This is a genomic window from Sphingomonas sp. R86521 (assembly GCF_042466235.1).
Taxonomy (GTDB): domain Bacteria; phylum Pseudomonadota; class Alphaproteobacteria; order Sphingomonadales; family Sphingomonadaceae; genus Sphingomonas.
Genome location: NZ_JAXHBY010000001.1, coordinates 3,463,770 through 3,482,867 on the forward strand (window position 1 = coordinate 3,463,770; position 19,098 = coordinate 3,482,867).

The 19,098-nt window shown below is 67.9% G+C and carries 19 protein-coding genes; 1 reads left to right on the top strand and 18 read right to left on the bottom strand.

The window, feature by feature from the left end; all coding sequences use genetic code 11:
* Nucleotides 1–37: 37 nt before the first annotated feature.
* From SJY20_RS15930 to SJY20_RS16010, 17 genes are all read right to left on the bottom strand, one after another.
* Nucleotides 38–682: a DUF6250 domain-containing protein gene (locus SJY20_RS15930; RefSeq protein WP_380787892.1), complete on the bottom strand. Its 645-nt coding sequence runs from the start codon at nucleotides 680–682 to the stop codon at nucleotides 38–40.
* On the bottom strand, nucleotides 679–3,405 hold the full coding sequence (locus SJY20_RS15935) for a Tat pathway signal sequence domain protein (RefSeq protein ID WP_380787893.1): 2,727 nt from the start codon (nucleotides 3,403–3,405) through the stop codon (nucleotides 679–681). Before SJY20_RS15935 ends, SJY20_RS15930 begins: the two co-directional genes overlap by 4 nt.
* Before the next feature lie 111 nt (nucleotides 3,406–3,516).
* Entirely contained in the window at nucleotides 3,517–4,620 is a 1,104-nt protein-coding gene (locus tag SJY20_RS15940) for a glycosyltransferase family 2 protein (RefSeq protein WP_380787894.1), read from the bottom strand.
* Nucleotides 4,617–5,660, bottom strand: coding sequence for a 3-isopropylmalate dehydrogenase (leuB, locus tag SJY20_RS15945; RefSeq protein WP_380787895.1), 1,044 nt, complete (start codon nucleotides 5,658–5,660; stop codon nucleotides 4,617–4,619). Before leuB ends, SJY20_RS15940 begins: the two co-directional genes overlap by 4 nt.
* A gap of 40 nt (nucleotides 5,661–5,700) precedes the next feature.
* Nucleotides 5,701–6,432: a DNA repair protein RecO gene (recO, locus tag SJY20_RS15950; protein ID WP_380787896.1), complete on the bottom strand. Its 732-nt coding sequence runs from the start codon at nucleotides 6,430–6,432 to the stop codon at nucleotides 5,701–5,703.
* 22 nt (nucleotides 6,433–6,454) lie between these two features.
* Complete coding sequence (locus SJY20_RS15955; RefSeq protein ID WP_380787897.1) at nucleotides 6,455–7,345, bottom strand: GNAT family N-acetyltransferase; 891 nt, start codon at nucleotides 7,343–7,345, stop codon at nucleotides 6,455–6,457.
* Complete coding sequence (locus SJY20_RS15960) at nucleotides 7,342–8,292, bottom strand: polysaccharide deacetylase (RefSeq protein ID WP_380787898.1); 951 nt, start codon at nucleotides 8,290–8,292, stop codon at nucleotides 7,342–7,344. The genes SJY20_RS15955 and SJY20_RS15960 overlap by 4 nt, the downstream gene beginning before the upstream one ends.
* A 108-nt stretch (nucleotides 8,293–8,400) precedes the next feature.
* Nucleotides 8,401–10,326, bottom strand: a complete 1,926-nt coding sequence (gene uvrC / locus SJY20_RS15965) for an excinuclease ABC subunit UvrC (protein ID WP_380787899.1) — start codon at nucleotides 10,324–10,326, stop codon at nucleotides 8,401–8,403.
* 300 nt (nucleotides 10,327–10,626) lie between these two features.
* Nucleotides 10,627–10,947, bottom strand: coding sequence for a DMT family transporter (locus SJY20_RS15970; protein ID WP_380787900.1), 321 nt, complete (start codon nucleotides 10,945–10,947; stop codon nucleotides 10,627–10,629).
* Between the two features lie 110 nt (nucleotides 10,948–11,057).
* Nucleotides 11,058–11,630 (bottom strand): hypothetical protein, encoded by a 573-nt coding sequence (locus tag SJY20_RS15975; RefSeq protein WP_380788751.1) that lies wholly within the window; start codon nucleotides 11,628–11,630, stop codon nucleotides 11,058–11,060.
* A 37-nt stretch (nucleotides 11,631–11,667) separates the two neighbouring features.
* Nucleotides 11,668–12,162 (bottom strand): ATPase, encoded by a 495-nt coding sequence (locus SJY20_RS15980; RefSeq protein WP_380787901.1) that lies wholly within the window; start codon nucleotides 12,160–12,162, stop codon nucleotides 11,668–11,670.
* 55 nt (nucleotides 12,163–12,217) lie between these two features.
* Nucleotides 12,218–12,445 (bottom strand): F0F1 ATP synthase subunit C, encoded by a 228-nt coding sequence (locus tag SJY20_RS15985; RefSeq protein WP_055873230.1) that lies wholly within the window; start codon nucleotides 12,443–12,445, stop codon nucleotides 12,218–12,220.
* A 40-nt stretch (nucleotides 12,446–12,485) separates the two neighbouring features.
* Nucleotides 12,486–13,244 (bottom strand): F0F1 ATP synthase subunit A, encoded by a 759-nt coding sequence (locus SJY20_RS15990; protein WP_380788753.1) that lies wholly within the window; start codon nucleotides 13,242–13,244, stop codon nucleotides 12,486–12,488.
* 70 nt (nucleotides 13,245–13,314) lie between these two features.
* Nucleotides 13,315–13,635 (bottom strand): AtpZ/AtpI family protein, encoded by a 321-nt coding sequence (locus SJY20_RS15995; protein ID WP_380787902.1) that lies wholly within the window; start codon nucleotides 13,633–13,635, stop codon nucleotides 13,315–13,317.
* Between the two features lie 252 nt (nucleotides 13,636–13,887).
* Entirely contained in the window at nucleotides 13,888–14,247 is a 360-nt protein-coding gene (locus SJY20_RS16000; protein WP_380787903.1) for a YdbL family protein, read from the bottom strand.
* A 32-nt stretch (nucleotides 14,248–14,279) separates the two neighbouring features.
* Complete coding sequence (locus SJY20_RS16005) at nucleotides 14,280–14,459, bottom strand: YnbE family lipoprotein (RefSeq protein ID WP_147083857.1); 180 nt, start codon at nucleotides 14,457–14,459, stop codon at nucleotides 14,280–14,282.
* 47 nt (nucleotides 14,460–14,506) lie between these two features.
* Nucleotides 14,507–17,617, bottom strand: coding sequence for a YdbH domain-containing protein (locus SJY20_RS16010; protein ID WP_380787904.1), 3,111 nt, complete (start codon nucleotides 17,615–17,617; stop codon nucleotides 14,507–14,509).
* A gap of 89 nt (nucleotides 17,618–17,706) precedes the next feature.
* Here SJY20_RS16010 and radC point away from each other — a divergent pair, with 89 nt between their 5' ends.
* Nucleotides 17,707–18,393, top strand: a complete 687-nt coding sequence (gene radC / locus SJY20_RS16015; protein WP_380787905.1) for a DNA repair protein RadC — start codon at nucleotides 17,707–17,709, stop codon at nucleotides 18,391–18,393.
* 84 nt (nucleotides 18,394–18,477) lie between these two features.
* Here the strand turns inward: radC and SJY20_RS16020 are convergent, their stop codons facing one another.
* Nucleotides 18,478–18,951 (bottom strand): EF-hand domain-containing protein, encoded by a 474-nt coding sequence (locus SJY20_RS16020; RefSeq protein ID WP_380787906.1) that lies wholly within the window; start codon nucleotides 18,949–18,951, stop codon nucleotides 18,478–18,480.
* Nucleotides 18,952–19,098: the final 147 nt, after the last annotated feature.

The following is a 19,098-nucleotide window of genomic DNA, read 5'->3' on the forward strand; positions in this document are numbered from 1 at the left end:
CTATGGCCAGGCCGCGTGCCTGGCCTTTTTTTCGGGTTCAGCGCTCGAGTGCGGTGATCCGGACGTTGCGGATGCGCAGATGGCTCTTGGTCGTGCGCACCCCGAACCAGCCGCTGGTGTACGGCGCGGCGTCGGTCAGCGCGAACAGCGGCTTGCCGTCACGCTCCACCGCGATACGGCCGCCATCGGCGATCAGCCGCACGTGCATCCAGACATTGGGCTTCAGCATGTCGGCCGGTGCCTGGCGGTCGTCCTCAGGCCTGAGCGGCCGATTCCCCGGCCGGCCGATATAGCGGCGGAACCGCGTCGTCGTATTCCGGTTGCCGCCGATCCCGACATAATAGGTTTCGAGATCGTCATAGCTCGCAAACGCGCCGTCGCGCGGGCGCAGGGTCGGCTTTCCCGGGTCGCGGGCCATCCAGAACGCGTTGGCATCGCTGACCGCGTCGTTGGCGCCGCCGGCCGAGACCGCCATCACGTCATAGTCGATCCGCACCGGACCGCTCAGTCGCTGGCGGTACCAGAGCGTCACGCCATCGGGGGAGTCGACGTCGAGCACGCCGTCGCGGATCGAGACGTGCGCGCTTCCCTTGTCCGCCTCGACCCGCCACTGGGCCAGGCCACCGCGCGCGTCACCCGCTGCTGCGCAGGCTAGCAAGCCGAGCACGGCCCACCGTGTCACGGTGCGCTATCCATCACATCGGCGAGCAGCACCAGGTTCGCGGTCGCGGTCAGCCCCCATTGCGCGGCGTCGTTGGTCGAGACCTCGGTGATCTCGTCGACCGGCTTGAGCACGGAGGCGCCCTCGACCCGGTGCGACGCGCGCGACTGGTCGCGACCCTCGCGGTCGCCCGGTCCGACGAACTCCGCCCACGCTCGCCGCGCCAAGGCCGGATCCTTCCGTTCGCGCGCGGCATAAGCGGTGAAGCGCGAATGTGCCTGGCGCAAACCGCGTCCCTTGCCGCCCGATCCGGTCTTCGCGCGGAACGCGGCATCGGGCGCGTTGTAGAACGCGCAATAATCGAGCCACGCCTCGCGGTATTTGGGGACGTCGACCAGCTGCAACAGCTCGGCGGTGATCTCGAACACCCCGAACACCCCGTTCAGGTGGCTGAGGCTGACCTGATCGGCATTGCCCACGAACCGCCCGGTCTTGAGGTCGAACGGCGCACCGCCGGTGAACCATTGCTTGGGCAGCGCGGCGATCGATTCCATCCCCGCCACGATCCGGTCGCGCCAGCGGGTGTCGCGGGTGCGCTCCCATTCGGTCAGCCATGCGCCCAGCATCGATCCCCAGACCGTCCCGAACTGCACGAACACCTGGCCTGCGGGCAGCGCCGCCGTCGTCGCCACCGCGGAGGCGCCGCCGGGGGGCAGCGAGCCCTCGTCCCGCGCGCCGACTTTCCGGCCGATGTTGACGGTCTGCAACGCATAGTCGCTGTCGACCAGCGCATGCATCAGGTCGCCGCACCGCTCGTCGCTGGTCATGTAGTAATAGAAGCGCTTGAACGCGGCGTTGGAGACGCGCTGCTGCTTCGAACTGTCGCCCCAATGCTGGACGCCGTGGCGCGTCCCCAGCCCCTTGAAGCGGCCGACATGATAGACATCGACCTCGCTGGTGTGCCGCGTCATCGCCTCCGCCATGCGGAACAGGTCGGCGCGGCCGGTGCGCAGATACGCGTACCACAGCCACAGGTCGGTCGAGAGCTCGCTATTGTCCCACGCGAACCCGCCGATGTCGTAGCGCCAGACATGCCGGTCGTTGTCATAGCTGTGCATGACGTCGCCGTAGTTCCAGAAGCCGTACCAGCGCCGCTGTTCGACCTGCCCGACATAGAAATCGAGTTCGCGGCCGCTCCGCTGCTCGATCGCCGCCTGCGCCGCGCCGCCGCCGGTCTTGTCGGGCGCCCAGATGCCGAACAGCCCGGCCTCGTGGATGCGCTGCGGCGTCGCGACCAGCCGCGGCGGGTGCGAAACCAGCGTCGCCATCTCGACCAGGCGATCGCGCGCCGGTGTCGCCTCCAGCGCCCACAGCCGGAACTCGGTCGTCCGTGCGATCCCGAGCGAGTCGCCCCAGCCCGGCTCGAAATCCTCATAGGTGATGTCGAGGCCCTGGTTCTGGCGGGTGTAATCCGTCATCGCCATGTCGTCGTGATAGAAGCGCAGGTCCATCGCCGGTGCGTCGGGCGCGTGGTACCAGATCGTGAAGCGCGCGGTGTCCGTCGCGGCGTCGCGGATATCGAGCCGCACCGGCGGGCGCTGCCAGAAATCGCCCATCCCGAACGCCACGCCGCCGCTCACGCCCCCGACATAGCCCAGCCCCGGCGCGCGCCCGGCGGTGTCGACATCGATCCAGCCATGCCCCGGCTTGGTCCGCTTGGTGATCGTGAACCCGTCCGAGTTCGGCTGGCGCAGCGTGAAGTCGCCCCAGGCCGGGATGTAGCGCAGTTCGCCGCGCACGTGGGCCGGCATCGCGGCTTCGGCGGGGGTGCGCACGCCCGCGACCTGTGCGTCGCGGAACGCCTTGCCCGGATCGCGACGCAGACCGGTTAGCGGCCGCACCGCCTCACCCCACAACCCGCCCTTTTCGCCCGCGAACCGGACATGGCGGTCGTGCGGCGCATCGCCCATCGGGACGTCGCCGGTCAGCCCCAGCCCGCGCACGAACATTTTCGCGGGATCGCCGTCGAACACCAGGCTGTGGACGATCCGCACCGACTGCGCCCCCGCATGGAAATACAGCCGGAGCGAAAACGGCATCGCACCCGCGCCGTGATGCCCATCGATCTTGATCACCGCGCGCACCGGTCCGCGCTGCTCGATCGTCACCGCATCGATCGTCCCCGTCGCGCGCGTCGTTGCAGGGGTGGCGCCATCGTCCTCGTCCGGCCCGTCCTGCATCGTCGCGACCAAGCGGACGTTGCGCAGCGTCTCGCGCGCGCCGACGCTGGCCGAGACGATCAGCGCCTCGCCGCGCCGCCCGATCACCCACTTCCGCGGTCCCACCGCGACCTCGACGGTATCCGTCGTCTCGCGGACCGCTACCGGTATCGCCGATTTCGCAACCGTACCCGGCCGCACGACCAGCGCATCCGTGCGGCCCGCATCGGCGGCGATCGCGTGGCCGGTCCATTTAATCGAACCGTCGGGCCAATACGCCATCGGCCAGCTTTGCACCGCGTCGTCGCCGAGCCGATAACCCTTCGCCAGCTTTGTGCCGCGCGGCCATGGCTGACCCCAGCTCTGCCCCTCGTGACTGAGCGGCGCACCGTCGAGCCACCGCGCATCGCTGTCGCCCTTGGCGATCGCTGGCGCCGCGTCGACCGCCGCCGGTATCGCCGCCAGACTGCCCGCCAGCGCGGTGCTCGAAATGAACGTGCGGCGGCTGATCGCGGTATCGGTCATGGTCTCTCCAGCGTGCAGTCGCTGCGCCTCGCACCGCCGCATCATTTGAGATCATGTTCTAACTATTGGTAGTTTCCGTCAACGCTTTCTTGGGTCGCTCTGGGCAGAGCCTCAATACCGCCCCCAAGTGAATTTCGACGACAGCGCGTAGTTCCAGACCGCGCCGATCAGCACCCCGATCAACGCCGATGCCGCCCAGGCGCCGTTCTCGACGGTGTGCATGAACGCCGCGACACCGACATTGGCGACCGCACCGACCGCGCAGATCAGCGCGAACGACACCCACCCGTCGAGCAACTGCCGCCAGCCCTTCAACCGCCGGTCGCGATAGGTCAGCGCATTGTTGAGGAAGAAATTGACCGTCAGTGCCGTCAGCGTCGCGACGATCTCGCCCGCCAGGAACGACGCGCCCAGGCCGAGATACAGCGCGGTCAGCACGCTCATGTGGACGCCGACGCCGAGCACGCCGATGGCCGAAAACATCGCGAACCGCACCGGCACGATCCGTCCGAACATCCGGTCGTACAGCGCGATCAGATATTCCATCGCGACGACGTGATCGAGCTTGCTCTCGCCCTCGGTCCGCACCCGGAACGTGTAGGGCAGCTCGACGAAGCGCAGTGGCTTGGGCGAGGCGGTCAGCAGGTCGAGCAGGATCTTGAACCCGATCGCCGACAATTGCGGCGTCAGGTCGCGCACCACCTGCGTCCGGATCGCAAAGAAGCCCGACATCGGATCGCTCAGGTCCGCCTTCAGCACGCGGCGGGACAGGCGCGTCGCCAGCGCCGACTTCGCCACCCGGTCGCGGTCCCAGGCGCCGGTGCCGCCGCCCGCGACGAACCGCGAGCCGACCACCACGTCGAGGTCGTCGCCACGCAACAGGTCGAGCATCGCCGGCAACAGCGTCTCGTCATGCTGCAGATCGCCGTCGATCACCGCGACCACCGGCGCCGCGGTCGCGCACATCCCCTCGATACACGCCGAGGACAGCCCGCGCCGGCCGATCCGCTGGATCACACGAACCCGCGGATCGAGCCGGCCGATCTCGCGCGCCTCGGCTGCGGTGCCGTCGGGGCTATCGTCGTCGACGAAGATCGCCTCCCAGTTCACGCCCACCAGCGCCTGGTCCAGCTTCGCGATCAGCGTGGGCACGTTCGCCTTCTCGTTGAACGTCGGGATGACGACCGCGAGTTCGAGAAGGTCGGGCCTGGTCAAAGCCGTGCCAGCACCTCATCGCCCATCGCCGCGGTCGACAGCGTGCCACCGAGGTCGGGCGTCCGCGCGCCGGCCAGGATCGCCGCCGCAACCGCCGCCTCGATCCGCGCGGCGGGCTCTTCCATCCCCAGCGAATGCCGCAACAGCATCGCCGCGGACAGGATCGCAGCGCAGGGATTGGCCTTGCCCTGCCCGGCGATGTCGGGCGCCGACCCGTGGATCGGCTCGTACAGCCCCTGCCCCGATCCGTTCAGCGTCGCCGACGGCAGCATCCCGATCGACCCTGCGCACATGCTCGCCTGATCCGACAGGATGTCGCCGAACAGATTGCCGGTCACGATCACGTCGAACTGGCCCGGATTGCGCACCAGCTGCATCGCGGCATTGTCGACATACATGTGGCTGAGTTCGACATCGGGATAGTCGGCGGACAGCGCGGTGACGACATCGCGCCACAGTTGCGAGGTTTCCAGGACGTTGGCCTTGTCGATCGAGCACAGCCGGCGGTTTCGCGTCCGCGCGGTTTCGAACCCGACACGGGCGATACGGGTGACCTCGTCCTCGTCGTACGACATCACGTCATAGCCTTCGCGGCGACCGGCGGCGGTCGTCCGGAACCCCTTCTCGCCGAAATACACATCGCCATTGGTCTCGCGGACGATGACCAGGTCGATTGCGCTGGCGACTTCGGGACGCAGTGCCGAGGCGTCTTCGAGGCCCTTGAACAGCGTCGCCGGGCGCAGGTTCGCGAACAGCCCGAGTTCCTTGCGCAGCCCGAGGATCGCCTGCTCCGGACGCAGCGACCGTTCCAGCGCGTCGCAGCTCGGATCGCCGACCGCGCCGAACAGGATCGCATCCGCCCGCCGCGCCAGCGCCAGCGTCGCGGGCGGCAACGGATGGCCCTCGGCATGATACGCCGCGCCGCCGACCAGCGCCTCCTCATAGCTGAGGTCGAGGCCCAGCGCGTCCAGCACGCGGCGGGCCTGCGCGGTGACTTCGGGGCCGATGCCGTCGCCGGCGAGTATCGCGATCAGGGGCATGATGATCTCCTCGCGGCCGCCTGTGCCGGGGGAACCTGCGTCACGCAACCGCCCTTTTCAACCGATCCACGAGCCGGTCGCGTGCCGCGAGCGTCTCGGCGCGTCGATCGACCAGAATGTCGCGCGCCAGGAAATGCCCGGTCAGTCGCAGCCCGTCGAAGATATCGTCCCATTCGGCCGCCCCGCCGGTGCGCACGAACGCCGGCAGCGGCAGCAGCTTGGCCTCATACCCGTGCGCCGCGCCGCGCCCGACCGCGGCCCCGCTGCGGGGGCTGACGAAATCGAGATCCGCGGTCGATCCGCTCGCCACGCAGGTCTCCAGGTCCAACCCGAACCCGAGTTCCGCAAGCAGCAACAGCTCGTAGCGCACCAGCGCCGCCGCCCATCCCCGCGCCGACGGCGCCGCCTCGATCGCATCGAGGACCCCGCCCAGCGCACCGTACACCCGCGGATAGGCCTGCGCCTCGGGCAGCGCGGTCGCGGTCAGCGCGGTCGTCCATTCCAGCGCCGCGGCGGCGAGCGGCTCGCCGTGCAGCGCGGCGCGGCTGTGGATCAGCTCGACCGTCAGCGCCGCGAGCTGCTCGCCGGTCCGCGCACGCCATTCGCCCTGGATGGTATTCGCCGGCTGCAGCACCGGCCGCAGCTGCCGCGACCGTCCGCCGCGGACATAGCCAGGCTGCACCCCATCGTCCCGTGTCAACGCCCGCACGACCGCACCGTGTTCGCCATGCTGGCGAACGGCGACGACGATGGCGGAGGTGCGCAGGTGCATGGCGGGACTATAGCGCGAACGCCTATCGCCGCACCTGCTTTGCCAGCGGCTGCAGCGCCGGGTGCGCACTGGCCCGTTTTGCCCACGCCACCGCGCCGTCGAACGCCCCTAGCGCTGCGAGGATCGCGCGGTTCGACAGTGTCGGCCGCAGCAACAGCAGGTCGACGCATGCGGTTCCGCCAGTCGCGAACTGGCGCTTGTGTTGCCCCTCTCCCTCGGTGAAATCGAACCGCGCGAAACGGTCGTCGAACAGTGCGCGCATCGCTTCCATCTGCAGCACCGCACCTGGCGACAGTGTGTCATGCGCGGGATCATGCCCGACATGATCGTAGCGCAGCGACTCCCCCTCCGCCGTGCAGCACAGATAGGCCGCTGGGGCGTCGCCGACGAACAACAGCCAGCCGCGTATCCGGTCCTCCGCTGCCAGTTCCACGCAATACGCAACATCCTCCGGCAGCCCGGCCCCAAGCAGCCGCTCCTGGTACGTGGTCGCAGACACGGCCCGTGCCAGCGGATGGAACGTGCGCATCTCTTCCACCGTACGATAGGCCCGGATATCGAGCGTTCCGCCGGACGCCGCCGCCAGCTTCCTCGCCTTCCGCTTCAGCCCGGATCGCGCGCTGCCTGACAGCCCAGCCAGCCAGGCCTCGACACCGACCCCGAAATCGATGTGATACCGAACATACCGCTGCCGGACGGCGCACAGCAGCCCGGCCGGCACGAAGCCGTCGATCGCTGCCTCGGGCACCGACGTCACCAGAAACCCATCGGCATCGTCCGGCAACCGCGGCAAGGCCGGCACCGCCGCTGCCAGCACCGCGTCGAGCGACAGCGCCATCCGCACCAGCCGCCGAGGAACCGCGGCCAAGGTCCGCGCGCCGACCTGGAACCGCAACGGCACCACCGGAGTCATGCCCGTTCCGCGACCCAGTTCGACCAGAGCTGCTCCGCCTGCCGCCAACGTTTGCGCAACCGGTCGGGCGCAAGCGGCTCATCGGCGCGGTCCAGCGGCAGATCCGGGCGATCGGCGAAATGCGCCGTCGGCAGCACGTCGCGCATCTCCGCCAGGTTGGCGCACAGCGCGCGGAACCGCCGGACATGCACCATATTGGCCCGCGTCCCGCGGCGGTTGGCGAGCTCGAAGCCGTGGCTGACGATCGTCACCGCCGCATGCCCCGACACCGCGGCGTGTTCCAGCGCATCATAGCTTTCGCCGACCGACAGCGCGCAGAGCTGGAACGTCCGCAGCCTGCCCGGACTGTCCTCGATCACCGTCACCGGCACCTCGATCACCCTACGCTCGATCGGTGCAACCTGACGCGGCGACAGTCCGATGCGGCTCATCTCCGGCGCCTCGGCGCCGTTGTGACTGCTGTCATAGACGAACCCGAGCGAGGCGAGCGCGGTCAGCGTGTCGTCGTTCGCGGCATAGCTGCCCGCACGAAACGCGATCGGCGCCGGCGCCCCCGCCGCGATCAGCAGGTCGCGCGCCTGGACCAGCAGATCGACCTGCTCCGCCAGGCTGTATTTGTAGAGCGCGAAATGCCCGAACGTGGCGCCGTGATCGCCGCGTGTCGCACCGGTCCAGTTGGCGTGGAGATGCAGCTGCACTTCCTGCCCCGCGGCCAGGATCGTATCGACCATCCGACGAACCGGATCGAGACCGAACAGCACCGCCGGCATCGGGTCGACGAAGAAGCACGCCTTGAGCCCATACCGCGCAAGTTCGCCCAGCTGATAGGTGAGCCCGACGCCTGCAGGCTCCAGCGACCGCATGTAGATCGTATCGAGATCATACCCCGCGGCATGATAGCGCCAGGCGAATTCGGTATCGACCGTCAGGAATACGGGGGTGGCCACCGGCTCTTGGCTAGCAGCCCGGAATGAAAATTGCGTTGCGCGATTTTTAAAAACCGCCGCGTTCAACGCCTTCCCCCGCTTGCCGGTCAGCGCACGCCGCTACAGCCCTCACCGCGAATGGTAGAAATCATACACCTGTTGCGCGACACCCGCGGATACACCGGGCGCCTGCTGCAGATCCTGCAGACTCGCATTGCGCACGGCGCGCCCTGTGCCGAAGTGCATCAGCAAAGCCTTCTTTCGCGCCGGACCGATCCCCGGCACTTCGTCTAGCGGGCTCGCGCCGATCGCCTTGCTGCGCTTGTCGCGGTGCGCGCCGATCACGAACCGGTGGACCTCGTCGCGCAGCCGCTGGAGGTAGAACAGCACCGGTGCGTTGACCGGCAGCTGGAAATCCCGCCCGTCGAGCATGTGGAAGATCTCGCGCCCCTCGCGGCCGTGATCGGGTCCCTTGGCGACGCCGACCAGATTGACGTCCTCGATCCCCAGATCCTCCAGCACGGCGCGCGCCGCGTTGAGCTGTCCCTTGCCGCCGTCGATCAGCACCAGGTCGGGCCATTCGCCGCCGTCGCGATCGGGGTCCTCGGCCTGCGCGCGTGCGAACCGCCGCGTGAAGACCTCGCGCATCATGCCGAAATCGTCGCCCGGCACGGTGTCCTTGTTCTTGATGTTGAACTTTCGATACTGGCCCTTCCTGAATCCCTCGGGCCCCGCGACGACCATCGCACCGACCGCGTTGGTGCCCTGGATGTGGCTGTTGTCGTAGACCTCGATGCGGTTGGGCGGTTCGGGCAGGTCGAACAGATCGGCGACTTCGCGCAGCAGCTTGGCCTGCGTCGTACTCTCCGCCTGGCGCCGTTCGATCGCCTCGATCGCGTTGCGTTTGGCCTGATCCATCAACCGCGCGCGATCGCCGCGCTGCGGCACCTGCAGCGCGATCCGGTAGCCGGCGCGCTCGCCCAGCGCCTCGACCAGCAACGCGCCCTCGGGCAGTTCGCGGTCGAGCAGAATCTGCTTCGGCGGCGGCACCTCTTCATAGAACTGGCCGAGAAAACTCGTCAGCACCTCGTCCTCGGGAACGTCGTTGGTGTGCTGCGGGAAGAAGCTGCGATGCCCCCAGTTCTGCCCGCCGCGGATGAAGAACGCCTGGATGCCGATGAGGCCGTCCTTGCACGCCATCGCGAAGATATCGGCGTCGCCGACACCCTCCGCGTTGATCGCCTGCGTACCCTGGATGAAGGTCAGCGCGCGGAGCCGGTCGCGCAGCAGCGCGGCCAGCTCGAAATCCATGTTCTCCGCGGCGGCCTGCATCTGCGCGCCGAGCTTCGCCTGCACCCCGGTCGACTTGCCACCGAGGAAGGCCTTGGCATCCTCGACGAGCTCGTTGTAGCCGCCCGCGTCGATCCGCCCGACGCACGGCGCCGAACACCGCTTGATCTGATAAAGCAGGCATGGCCGGTCGCGGGTCTTGAAGAAACTGTCGGTGCACGACCGCAGCAGGAACAGCTTCTGCAATGCGTTCAGCGTGTTGTTGACCGATCCCGCGCTGGCGAACGGACCGTAATAATTGCCCTTCGCCCGCCGCGCGCCGCGATGCTTCTGCACCCGCGGGAAGTCATGGTCGTCGCGGAGCAGGATGAACGGAAAGCTCTTATCGTCGCGCAACAGCACGTTGTACGCCGGACGGTACCGCTTGATCAGCTGCGATTCGAGCAGCAGCGCCTCGGCCTCGTTGTTGGTGGTGACGATCGTCATCGACCGGGTCTGCGCGACCATTCGCTGCAGCCGCTTGGTGAGCCGATCGACCTGGACGTAATTCGCCACGCGGTTCTTCAGCGCGCGCGCCTTGCCGACATACAGCACGTCCCCACGCGCATCCTGCATCCGGTACACCCCTGGCCGCACCGGCAACGTGTCGAGCACGTTGCGGATCGCAGCGACGCCCGCCTGGATGTCCGGCGCCTCGCCTCCACCGCGGACGGCGAACGTGGATTTGTCTTCGTTGAACCGGTCGGGGGAATTGGGGGACGACATTGCTGAGGAATCTAGGGAGTGCGGAGGGCTTATGCCAGCGATCGTCTTTGCCTCAGGCAGGAGTGGTTTTCACGCGAAGCCGCAAAGACGCGAAGAGAAGTTTGATTCACGCGGAGACGCGGAGACGCGGAGAGAAGATTGGGTGGGGCAGCGTTTGCCCGAAACCGCCGAAGGCCCGAATCAGCTTGCAGTGGTCCGGCACCGCAGTCCGAAACGCAGCAACCTCCGCGTCTCCGCGTGAATCACCTTCTCTTCGCGCCTTTGCGGCTTTGCGTGAATCAATCTTCGCCCTGCGAGCGGTCAGGCCTGCGCGAAGATTTTGGTTCCGACGATACCGACCACGGTCACCGCCATGAAACACGCCTGCACGCCGCTGACCTTGTCGCCGAACAGGATCACGCCACCGATGATCACGCCGATCGCGCCCGCGCCGGTCCAGATCGCATAGGCGGTCCCCGCCGGCAGTCCGCGCATCGCAAGCGCGAGGAGGCCCATGTTCACGAAGCTGAGGATGATCGGCACGCTCGACGCTTGCCAGGTGGCGATCGTCGCGGCCCATTTGAGGCTGAGCGCCCAGCAGATTTCGGTAACGACGGCAACGGCGAGGATAAGCCAGGACACACAGATCTCCAACGGGCTCAGGTTGGAGATACGACCGCCGGAAACCCGGGAAGAGACGGCCGTCGATATTGAAAAGGATCTGCCCCCGCGGTCGCGGGGGCATCGTCAGATCAGTTCGGGCGACCAAGCCCCGAAATCGAGCGATCGATCATCGCCCGGTCCGCGTCCGCACCAAGATGCTCGGCGATCAGCACGCCCGCCGCCTTGGCAGCCGCATCCGCAGCCCGCGCGCGGACCTCGGCGATCGCGGCGCGTTCGGCGGCGGCGATCTTGCCCTCGGCCATCTTCGCGCGGCGTTGCATCAGGTCCTCGGCGCTCGCCTTGGCCTTGGCGATGATCGCCGCAGCGTCGTGGTGCGCATGCGCGCGCATCGCTTCGGCCTCGCCGTGCGCAGCCTTCGCCTTCGCTTCATATTCCGCGCGCAACGCCTCGGCCTCGGCGCGCAGCGCCTTGGCCTCGTCGAGCTGGGTGCGGATCGTCGCGATGCGGCCGTCGAGCATGCGCCCGATCATCCCGGGCACCTTCTTCCACAGCATCAGCAGGATCACGACGATCATCGCCACCGCGACCCAACCGGTCGAGGTCAGGCCAAGCGCGGTCGGATCGGGCACATGCTCGACGCCGCCGGGCGCGGTCGTGTGACCCTGGATACCCTGGTTGTCGATCGCGCCCTCGGGCGCCATGCCCTCGCCGTGGATGACCTTTGCGGCCGAATCTGGATTAGCCATGCGCCGTCGTCCTACGCACCGCATCGCTCGCCGCATCCAGGCTGACCTGGAGTCCGGCGACCTTGGCGGTCAGTTGCTGTGCGACCTCGGCAGCGACACCCGACAGGTTCGACAGCGCCTCCGCCTTGGCGTTCGCCACCGCGAGATCGTGATGGCCCAGGCGTTCGGCCAGTTCGACATCGGCCGCATGGACCTGCTGCTCGAACGTCGCGGTCGCCCGCTTTGCGGCGGCAGCCGTTTCGGCCTGCGCCGCGACGCGGGCACCGTCCATCTCGGCCTGCCAGTCGGCCTGGACCTTGTCGGCCGAAGCCCGTGCAGCCTCGGCCGCCGCCAGATCGCCCGCGATCCGCGCTTCGCGCGCGTCCACCGTGGACACGATCTTGGGTACCATCGCCTTGCCGATCCCGAAATACAGGATGCCGAAGGTGATGAGCAGCCAGAAGATCTGCGACGCGTAGGTGGCGGCTATCTGGGAAATCTGGGGCATTGGCAGTCCTTGTTGGTACGGCCGGACGAGGGTCGCCCGGCCGAAACAACGGGTGTTAGGCGACGAACACCAGGATGATCATCGTCACGAAGGCGAGCAGGCCGAGAAGCTCGGCGGCTGCGAAACCGATGAACAGACGGCCCTGCTGGCTGTCGGCGGCGCCCGGGTTGCGCAGGGCGCCGGCGAGGAACTGGGCGAACACGTTGCCCACGCCGAGTGCGGCGAGGCCCATGCCGATCGCTGCGAGGCCGGCACCGATCATCTTTGCTGCTTGTGCGTCCATGTCGAAAACTCCCTTGGAAAATCAGTAGTGAAGAGGAAACTTAGTGAAGGTTCACGGCGTCGTTCAGATAGACCGACGTCAGCAACGCGAACACATAGGCCTGGATCGCGGCGACCAGCAGCTCGAGCAGCGTGATCCCGACCATCAGCACGAAACTGGGCAGGCTGACGATCGCGATATAGCCCGGCCCCATGTTGATGCCGTTGATCACGAACGCCGCGAGCACCTTGAGCAGGATATGCCCCGCGGTCATCGCCACGAACAGTCGCAGGCCGAGCGAGAACGGCCGCACCAGGAACGACATCAGCTCGACCACGAAGATCAGCGGGATCATCAGCGCCGGCGTGCCGCTCGGTACGAACAGCGAGAAGAAGTGGAAGCCGTGCTTGCCGAAACCGACGAGCAGGACGATCCCGAAGCTGATCAGCGCCAGCACGCCGGTGACGGTCATGTGGCTGGTCACGGTGAACGGGTGCACGCCGGGAACGATGCCGAACGGGAGCAGGCCGATGATGTTCGCGAACAGGATGAACATGAACAGCGAGAAGACATAGGGCACGAAGCGCTTGCCGTCGGGACCGATGTTCTGCGTCAGCATGCCCGAGATGAACCCGGTGAAGCCCTCGACCGCCATCTGCCAGCGCCCGGGCACCAGATCGCGCTTCATGCCGCCGATCATGAATGCCCACAGCGCGGCCAGCGTCACCACCATCCACAATGCGGAATTGGTGAACGACAGGTCATAGCCACCCACGATCCAGTGCGAGCCGAACGCCGGCTCGATCAGGAACTGGTGCATCGGATCGATCTTGCCGCCCTGTTCTGCCGCCACGTGGAATCCCTGCCGTCTTGAAACGACAAACGCCCGGCTACTCCGGGCGTTCGCCTGAAATTCGAATGATCTGCCTGAACGCGACCGCTATTCCGAGGAACAGCAACACGATCAGCCCCCATGGCGCGGTGCCGAACCAGCGGTCTATCAACCAGCCGATCAGCGCACTGCCGACGAGACTCCCGATCAGGGCGGAGATGACGCGATTGCCTTGCGAATAGCCTCGCTCGGCGTCCGGTCCTCCCTGCCCCGTATTGAGCGCCTCTCGACCGCGGGCTTCCCGCAATCGCTCGTCGAGCGCGGAAAACCGTGGATCTTCGACACCCTGGGGGTCCTGTCCGGGTTCGATCTCCGCCACGCAAGCCCCTCCACCTGTTATCGACCGGGGAGAAACGCGCAGCGACGAGCGATCCCGCCAAGGCGCGGTCCGTTTAGAAAGGGGGGGTGGCCAAGTCAACCGGTGTGACGGGACTGTCATGCCGGGGAGGTACGCGTACGCGAGCGCGCCTCCCAAAAAACCCGTCTCCCCAGCGAAGGCTGGGGCCTCCCGTAACCGAGCGCGCGCTTGCCGCACGAGATCCCAGCCTACGCTGGGATGACGGCTATGGCGTCACACACACCGCGAATCGCGCTCGGGCGCTGCACCCGTCCGCGTCTTCCACACACCCTCGGGCGTCTTGTACTTCTCGCCAGCACTGGTCTGCAGGATCAGGTTGCAGCCACTGGTGAACGCCAGCTGCTCGACGGTCGCGCCGCTCGCCTGCGCCTTTGCGGTATAGGCCGACTTGCGCTGGATATTGATGTTGTTGACCAGCGCGCGAAGCTCGCCGCTCGCTGCCCCGACCAGCCCCAGATACCCGTCGGGCTGCTCGCCAATCTCACCGCCGGCACGCGCTGCGGCATAGGCCGGGTCGCGCTGCGCGATCGCCGCGGTCGACAGGCCGCCTAGGGCCACGGCGGCGGCAACCATGACAAAGACCCTGTTCTTGCTGAACGCGTTCATCAGAAAATCCCCGGATTCTGCTGGATCACCTGTTTCGCCTCGCCATCGAGCCGAACCACGACGTCCTGAGTCACTTTGATGTTGAGGTTGATCTCGATCGGCTTGTCGGGCGCCGAGACGTTGACGCACCCCGACAGGCTCGCCGCACCCAGAACCGACACGATGATCATCCTCGTCATCCGACCCAAGATCGGCGTCCTCTCCAACTTCTGCAATCCTGTTTCGGTCATGGCACGATTCTGCTTTCGGTGGGCTGAATGTCGGGGGGAATGACGGGCGACGCCGGCGGCCGTCTGAGCAGCCGTTTCGGATCGTAGAAGCTTTGCGCCGAATCCAGCAGCCCGCGAAATGGCGCGGTAATGCGGATGTTGAACACGAACGGCAGCTTCTGCAGCCGGCGGACCAGAAAATTGGATTTCGCGCCGACGCCCTGGCTGATACCTTCGAAGCGCACGTCGGTGACCATTTCACCGGCCAGCGGTCCGTTCATGCCGACGCGCAGCGACTTGTAGCGGAGCGACTTCAGCGCCTGGAACGCGATGTTGCTCCACAACCCCAGGTCCTTCTGGCTGAGATCGCCGACATAGGCGATCGTCCCGCCACCAGGGCGCACCTTCAGGTCGCCGCCCTCGATCCGTCCGCCGGTCTCGTCGAAGATCATCGGGAGCACACCGTCGAACACGCCGGTCGCGTTCAAATTCTTGAAATCGAACTGCTGCAAGAACTGGTCCGCGGCCATGCCGGCGACGTGGAACGTCATTCGCCGTTCCTTGGGCGCGGAAAAATCGAGCAGCGTGGAATCCAGCGTCAGCGTGCCGCCGGCAAACGGCCAGCGCCCGCCTTCGACCTGCACACGCGCGCCGGGCAGCGTCTGGTAGCGGATCGTCCCGTCGTTGACCGGAATACCCGGATTGAGCGTCCTGATCGTCGCGACCTGCCCGGGCGCGCTCTGCAGATTGAGCAGGTCGGTGAAGCGGATCTCGGTCGCGATCCCCGTCACCGGTCCGAACGCCGCCGCCAGATCGGTGCCCGCGGTGCGGAACACGCCGGTGCTGGTCACGCCCGCCGCGGACCAGTCGATATGCCCCTCGCCCGAAACCGTGCCGTTGACGTCGGCGATCACGCCAAACGTCAGCGGCGTCAGCGCCTCCGGTTGCAGTGCCCCCTTGGCAAAAGCGATCCCTGGTACCGCAAGGTCGGCATGCCCCGCGCCTGCGCCCAGATCATGGACCAGCGTCACATCCGCCACCTTGGCATTGGTGGCGGGCTCGAACAGCGTGCCGCCCGCCGTAATCCTGCCCTTGGCGAGCGCCAGCGTCACGGTCCGCGCCGAGAGCGGCTTGAACCGCGCGCTGGCGGCGGCGTCGGACACCGTCATCGCCCCCGCAAGCTTCAGCGCGCCGTTGGCCAGCGTCCAGTCGCCCTGGGCGGCATCCAGCAGCAACGGCACGTTGGCGATCTGCCCCGCGGCGCCCGCGAAGCTGCCCGCCAGACCGCCCGCGCCGATCCGTCCTTCGACCCGCGCAAAGTCAAGTCGGGTCATCCGGTTTGGCGCGCCGATCCGGGTGCCGATGCCCTCCACCACGAACCCGCGATCGGCCAACCGCAGCGTCGCACCTGCGGCGGTCAGCGCGACCGGCGTGGTGCCCAGCGTGCCCGACAGCGTGGTCGCCGCCACCCTGAACCCGCCGCCGATCCTCCCATTCTCGACCCGCACCAGCGCGCCGTCGACCGGACACAGCGTCAGCCGTGCGGGCGCCAGCACCAGTCCCGACAGCATCAGCCGTCGCACCGCCAGCGGCGCGCACGCGGTGTTGACGACGATCCGCGCGCCGCCGTCCCAGGTCGCCGCAACCGGCAGCGACAGGTCCTCGACCCGGCCGGCGCCGATCGGGCCGCTCAGCGTCGCCGTCGTGCGAATCGCGGTCGCGCCACCCGGGGTCGCATCGAACGTCACCGGCGTCAGCGCCAGCCGCGCGCCTGCCGCCGCATAGGGCGCCATCCGCGCCACCCCGCGGATCGCCGCGCCCGCCCGCGACTGCGCCAGCGACACGCAAGCCTCGGGCAGCCCGCCGCCCTGCATCGTGATCGCGGTATCGACCCGGACGCTCCCCGCAGGCCAGCCGATCGTGACCCCGCTACCACCCGACAGCCCCACGCGCGCGCCGCTTCGAGATGCGAGCGCGAGCCGCGACAGCACCGCCGAGCCGGTGTTGCCCCGCATCCGAACCGATACCGCGCCGTCGCCGCCGAAGTCGCGTGCGGCGGACGCCAGCGCATCCGTCGCGGCCGCAGCCAGCGGCGCGACAGGCGTGCCCGCCGCCGCCGCACCCGACTTGGCGACCCGCGCCACTATCGCCGGCGCGACCGCCGCGCCGGTGGCCCGCACGGTGCCGTCGAAGCGCGTCTCCGCATCGATTCGATAGGCGCCGGCGAACTGCACCTGCGCGGCCCGCCCCGCGTCCGCTCTTACGCCGACCCCGGTCAGATCGAGCGTACCGCCGGTCGCCGCCGCGGTGCCGTCGAACCCGACCGTCCCGCGCACCCCGCCCGCCGCGACGCCGGACGCCCGCACCGCACCGCTCGCCATCTGCGCAGTCCCCCGCCAGCGATCGAGCGCCGCCGACAGCCCGAGGTCGATGTTCGCCGCCAAGCCCGAAACCTGCGTCGTGCCGCAAGCAAATTTCGCCGCACGGACCGGCCCGACGATGCTCGGCCTGTCCGAGTCCACGCGTAGCCGCACCGCCGCAGACAGCTGCGACGCTGCACACCCGCCCAGCGCCAGCCGATCGCTCACCGCCGCCAGGGTCCCGCGAAACCCGTCGTTCAGCACGCCCGATCCCGACAGCTTCAACCCGACCAGCCCCTGCGGCGTCTCCAGCCGCATCCGCGCATCCGCGACATCGACGTCGAGCGCGGGCAGCGCGAACGGCTTGCCCGACGGCGCCGGCAGCAACCGGTCGATCGCGCCTAGCGACACATGCCCATCGACCAGCCGCCCGCGCATCCGGACATGCCCCGCGCGCACACCGATCAGATAGGGGCCCGACAGGCCGATCCCGGTCCGCGTCTCGACCCAGTCCGCGACCAAGTCGGGGTTCGCCGGATCGCCCAGCACGACGTTGGTGAGCCGCTGCCCCGCCAGCCCGAAATCGGCGATGCCGTACCGCGCCGGCACGCCCGCCTTGGCCAGTTCGCGGTCGATGAATCCTTCGGCGATCGGCCGCCGCGCCACCCACATGGATCCCAGCGCTACGGGGACGAGCAGCGATGTGCCGAGCAGGATCCGCAAACGCCGACGGCGAGGGACGACCCCTGTATCGCTCGTCTCGCTCACCCATCCACTCCATTACGCGTACCCCGAGCATAGGCGGGACCATCCGCGACAGCAATTGCATGGCGCGCGGGCGCTGCTAGCATCGGATCATGGCCGATGGCGACGTCCCCGACGACAAGACCGGCCACCGCGCCCGGTTGCGCCAGCGGCTGGCGCAAGGCGGCGACGCGCTGCTCGATCACGAACTGATCGAATATCTGCTCGCACTCGCGATTCCCCGCCGCGATACCAAGACCCTCGCCTATGCACTGTTGCGCGAGTTCGGCGGGATCGGAGGCGTGCTGACCGCCGACGGCGAAGCGCTGGCGAGGGTCCCGGGCATGGGCGAGACCGCGACCGCCGCGATCAAGATCGCGCACGCCGCGGCGATCCGCCTGGTCCAGGCCGATGTCGCCGCGCGGCCGGTTCTCGCCAACTGGCAGGCGCTGCTGGATTACCTACGTGCCGACATGGCCCACCACACCATCGAACGCTTCCGCGTGCTGCATCTCAACACCAGGAACATGCTGGTCCGCGACGAGGTGATGAGCGAGGGGTCGATCGACCAGGCCGCGGTCCATGTCCGCGAAGTCATCCGCCGCGCACTGGAGACCGGATCGGCCGCGATCATCCTGGTCCACAACCACCCCAGCGGCGACCCGACCCCAAGCCGCGCCGACATCGAGATCACCCGCTCGATCGCCGAGGCCGGCAAGCGGCTGGGGATCGCGGTGCACGACCACATCATCATCGGCACCGGCGGCTATACGAGCCTTAGGGCGCAGGGGCTGATCTAGGCGGCCGCTCCATCTGTCCGAAGCAGTCATAAAAAGACCGCCGGGCGCGAACCCGGCGGCGTTCTCCGCGTGACGAGGCGGACTTCAGCCCTTCGAGAGGAACCCGGTGAGTTCTTCCTTGGTCACCGACTTGCTCTTGTCGGTATCGGCCTGCGCGAAGGCGGCCGTGTTCCACTTCTTGGTCTCGGCGCTGGTTGCCTTGGTGCTTGGATCGGTCTTCGTCTTCAGCGCGATCATCCAAGCGCTGAATTCGGTCTGGCTCAGCTTGCCGTCACCGTCCTTGTCGTAGGTCGGGAACTCGGCCTCGACGACCTGCGCCACCTGGCTGCCGGTCGCGACCTGCTCGGTCGGCGCGGTGGTCTGAGCCGTTGCCGTGGAGGGATCGGTTGCCGCTTGCGGCGTTGCGGGTGCCGCGTCGGCAGTCGTCGCGGGGGTTGCAGGAGCAACGGCACCGGTCGTGGCGGACCGTGTAGAATTCGCGCCGGTCTGCGGTGCGGTCTGCGCAATCGCGGGAGCGGCGATTGTCATGGCACCAGCCAGCAGGACATACTTCAACATTGCGTCTCTCCGTTTTTATCGGACCCGTTACTCGAATATCACAGACGCGATCTTTCGAGCAGGCGACGGAACAAACCTTCGACTCGCCCAATAGGTTCCCACCCGCCTGGTTTGTGCCCGTGCCGCGGGCCTGCTACCCGGCGGGGA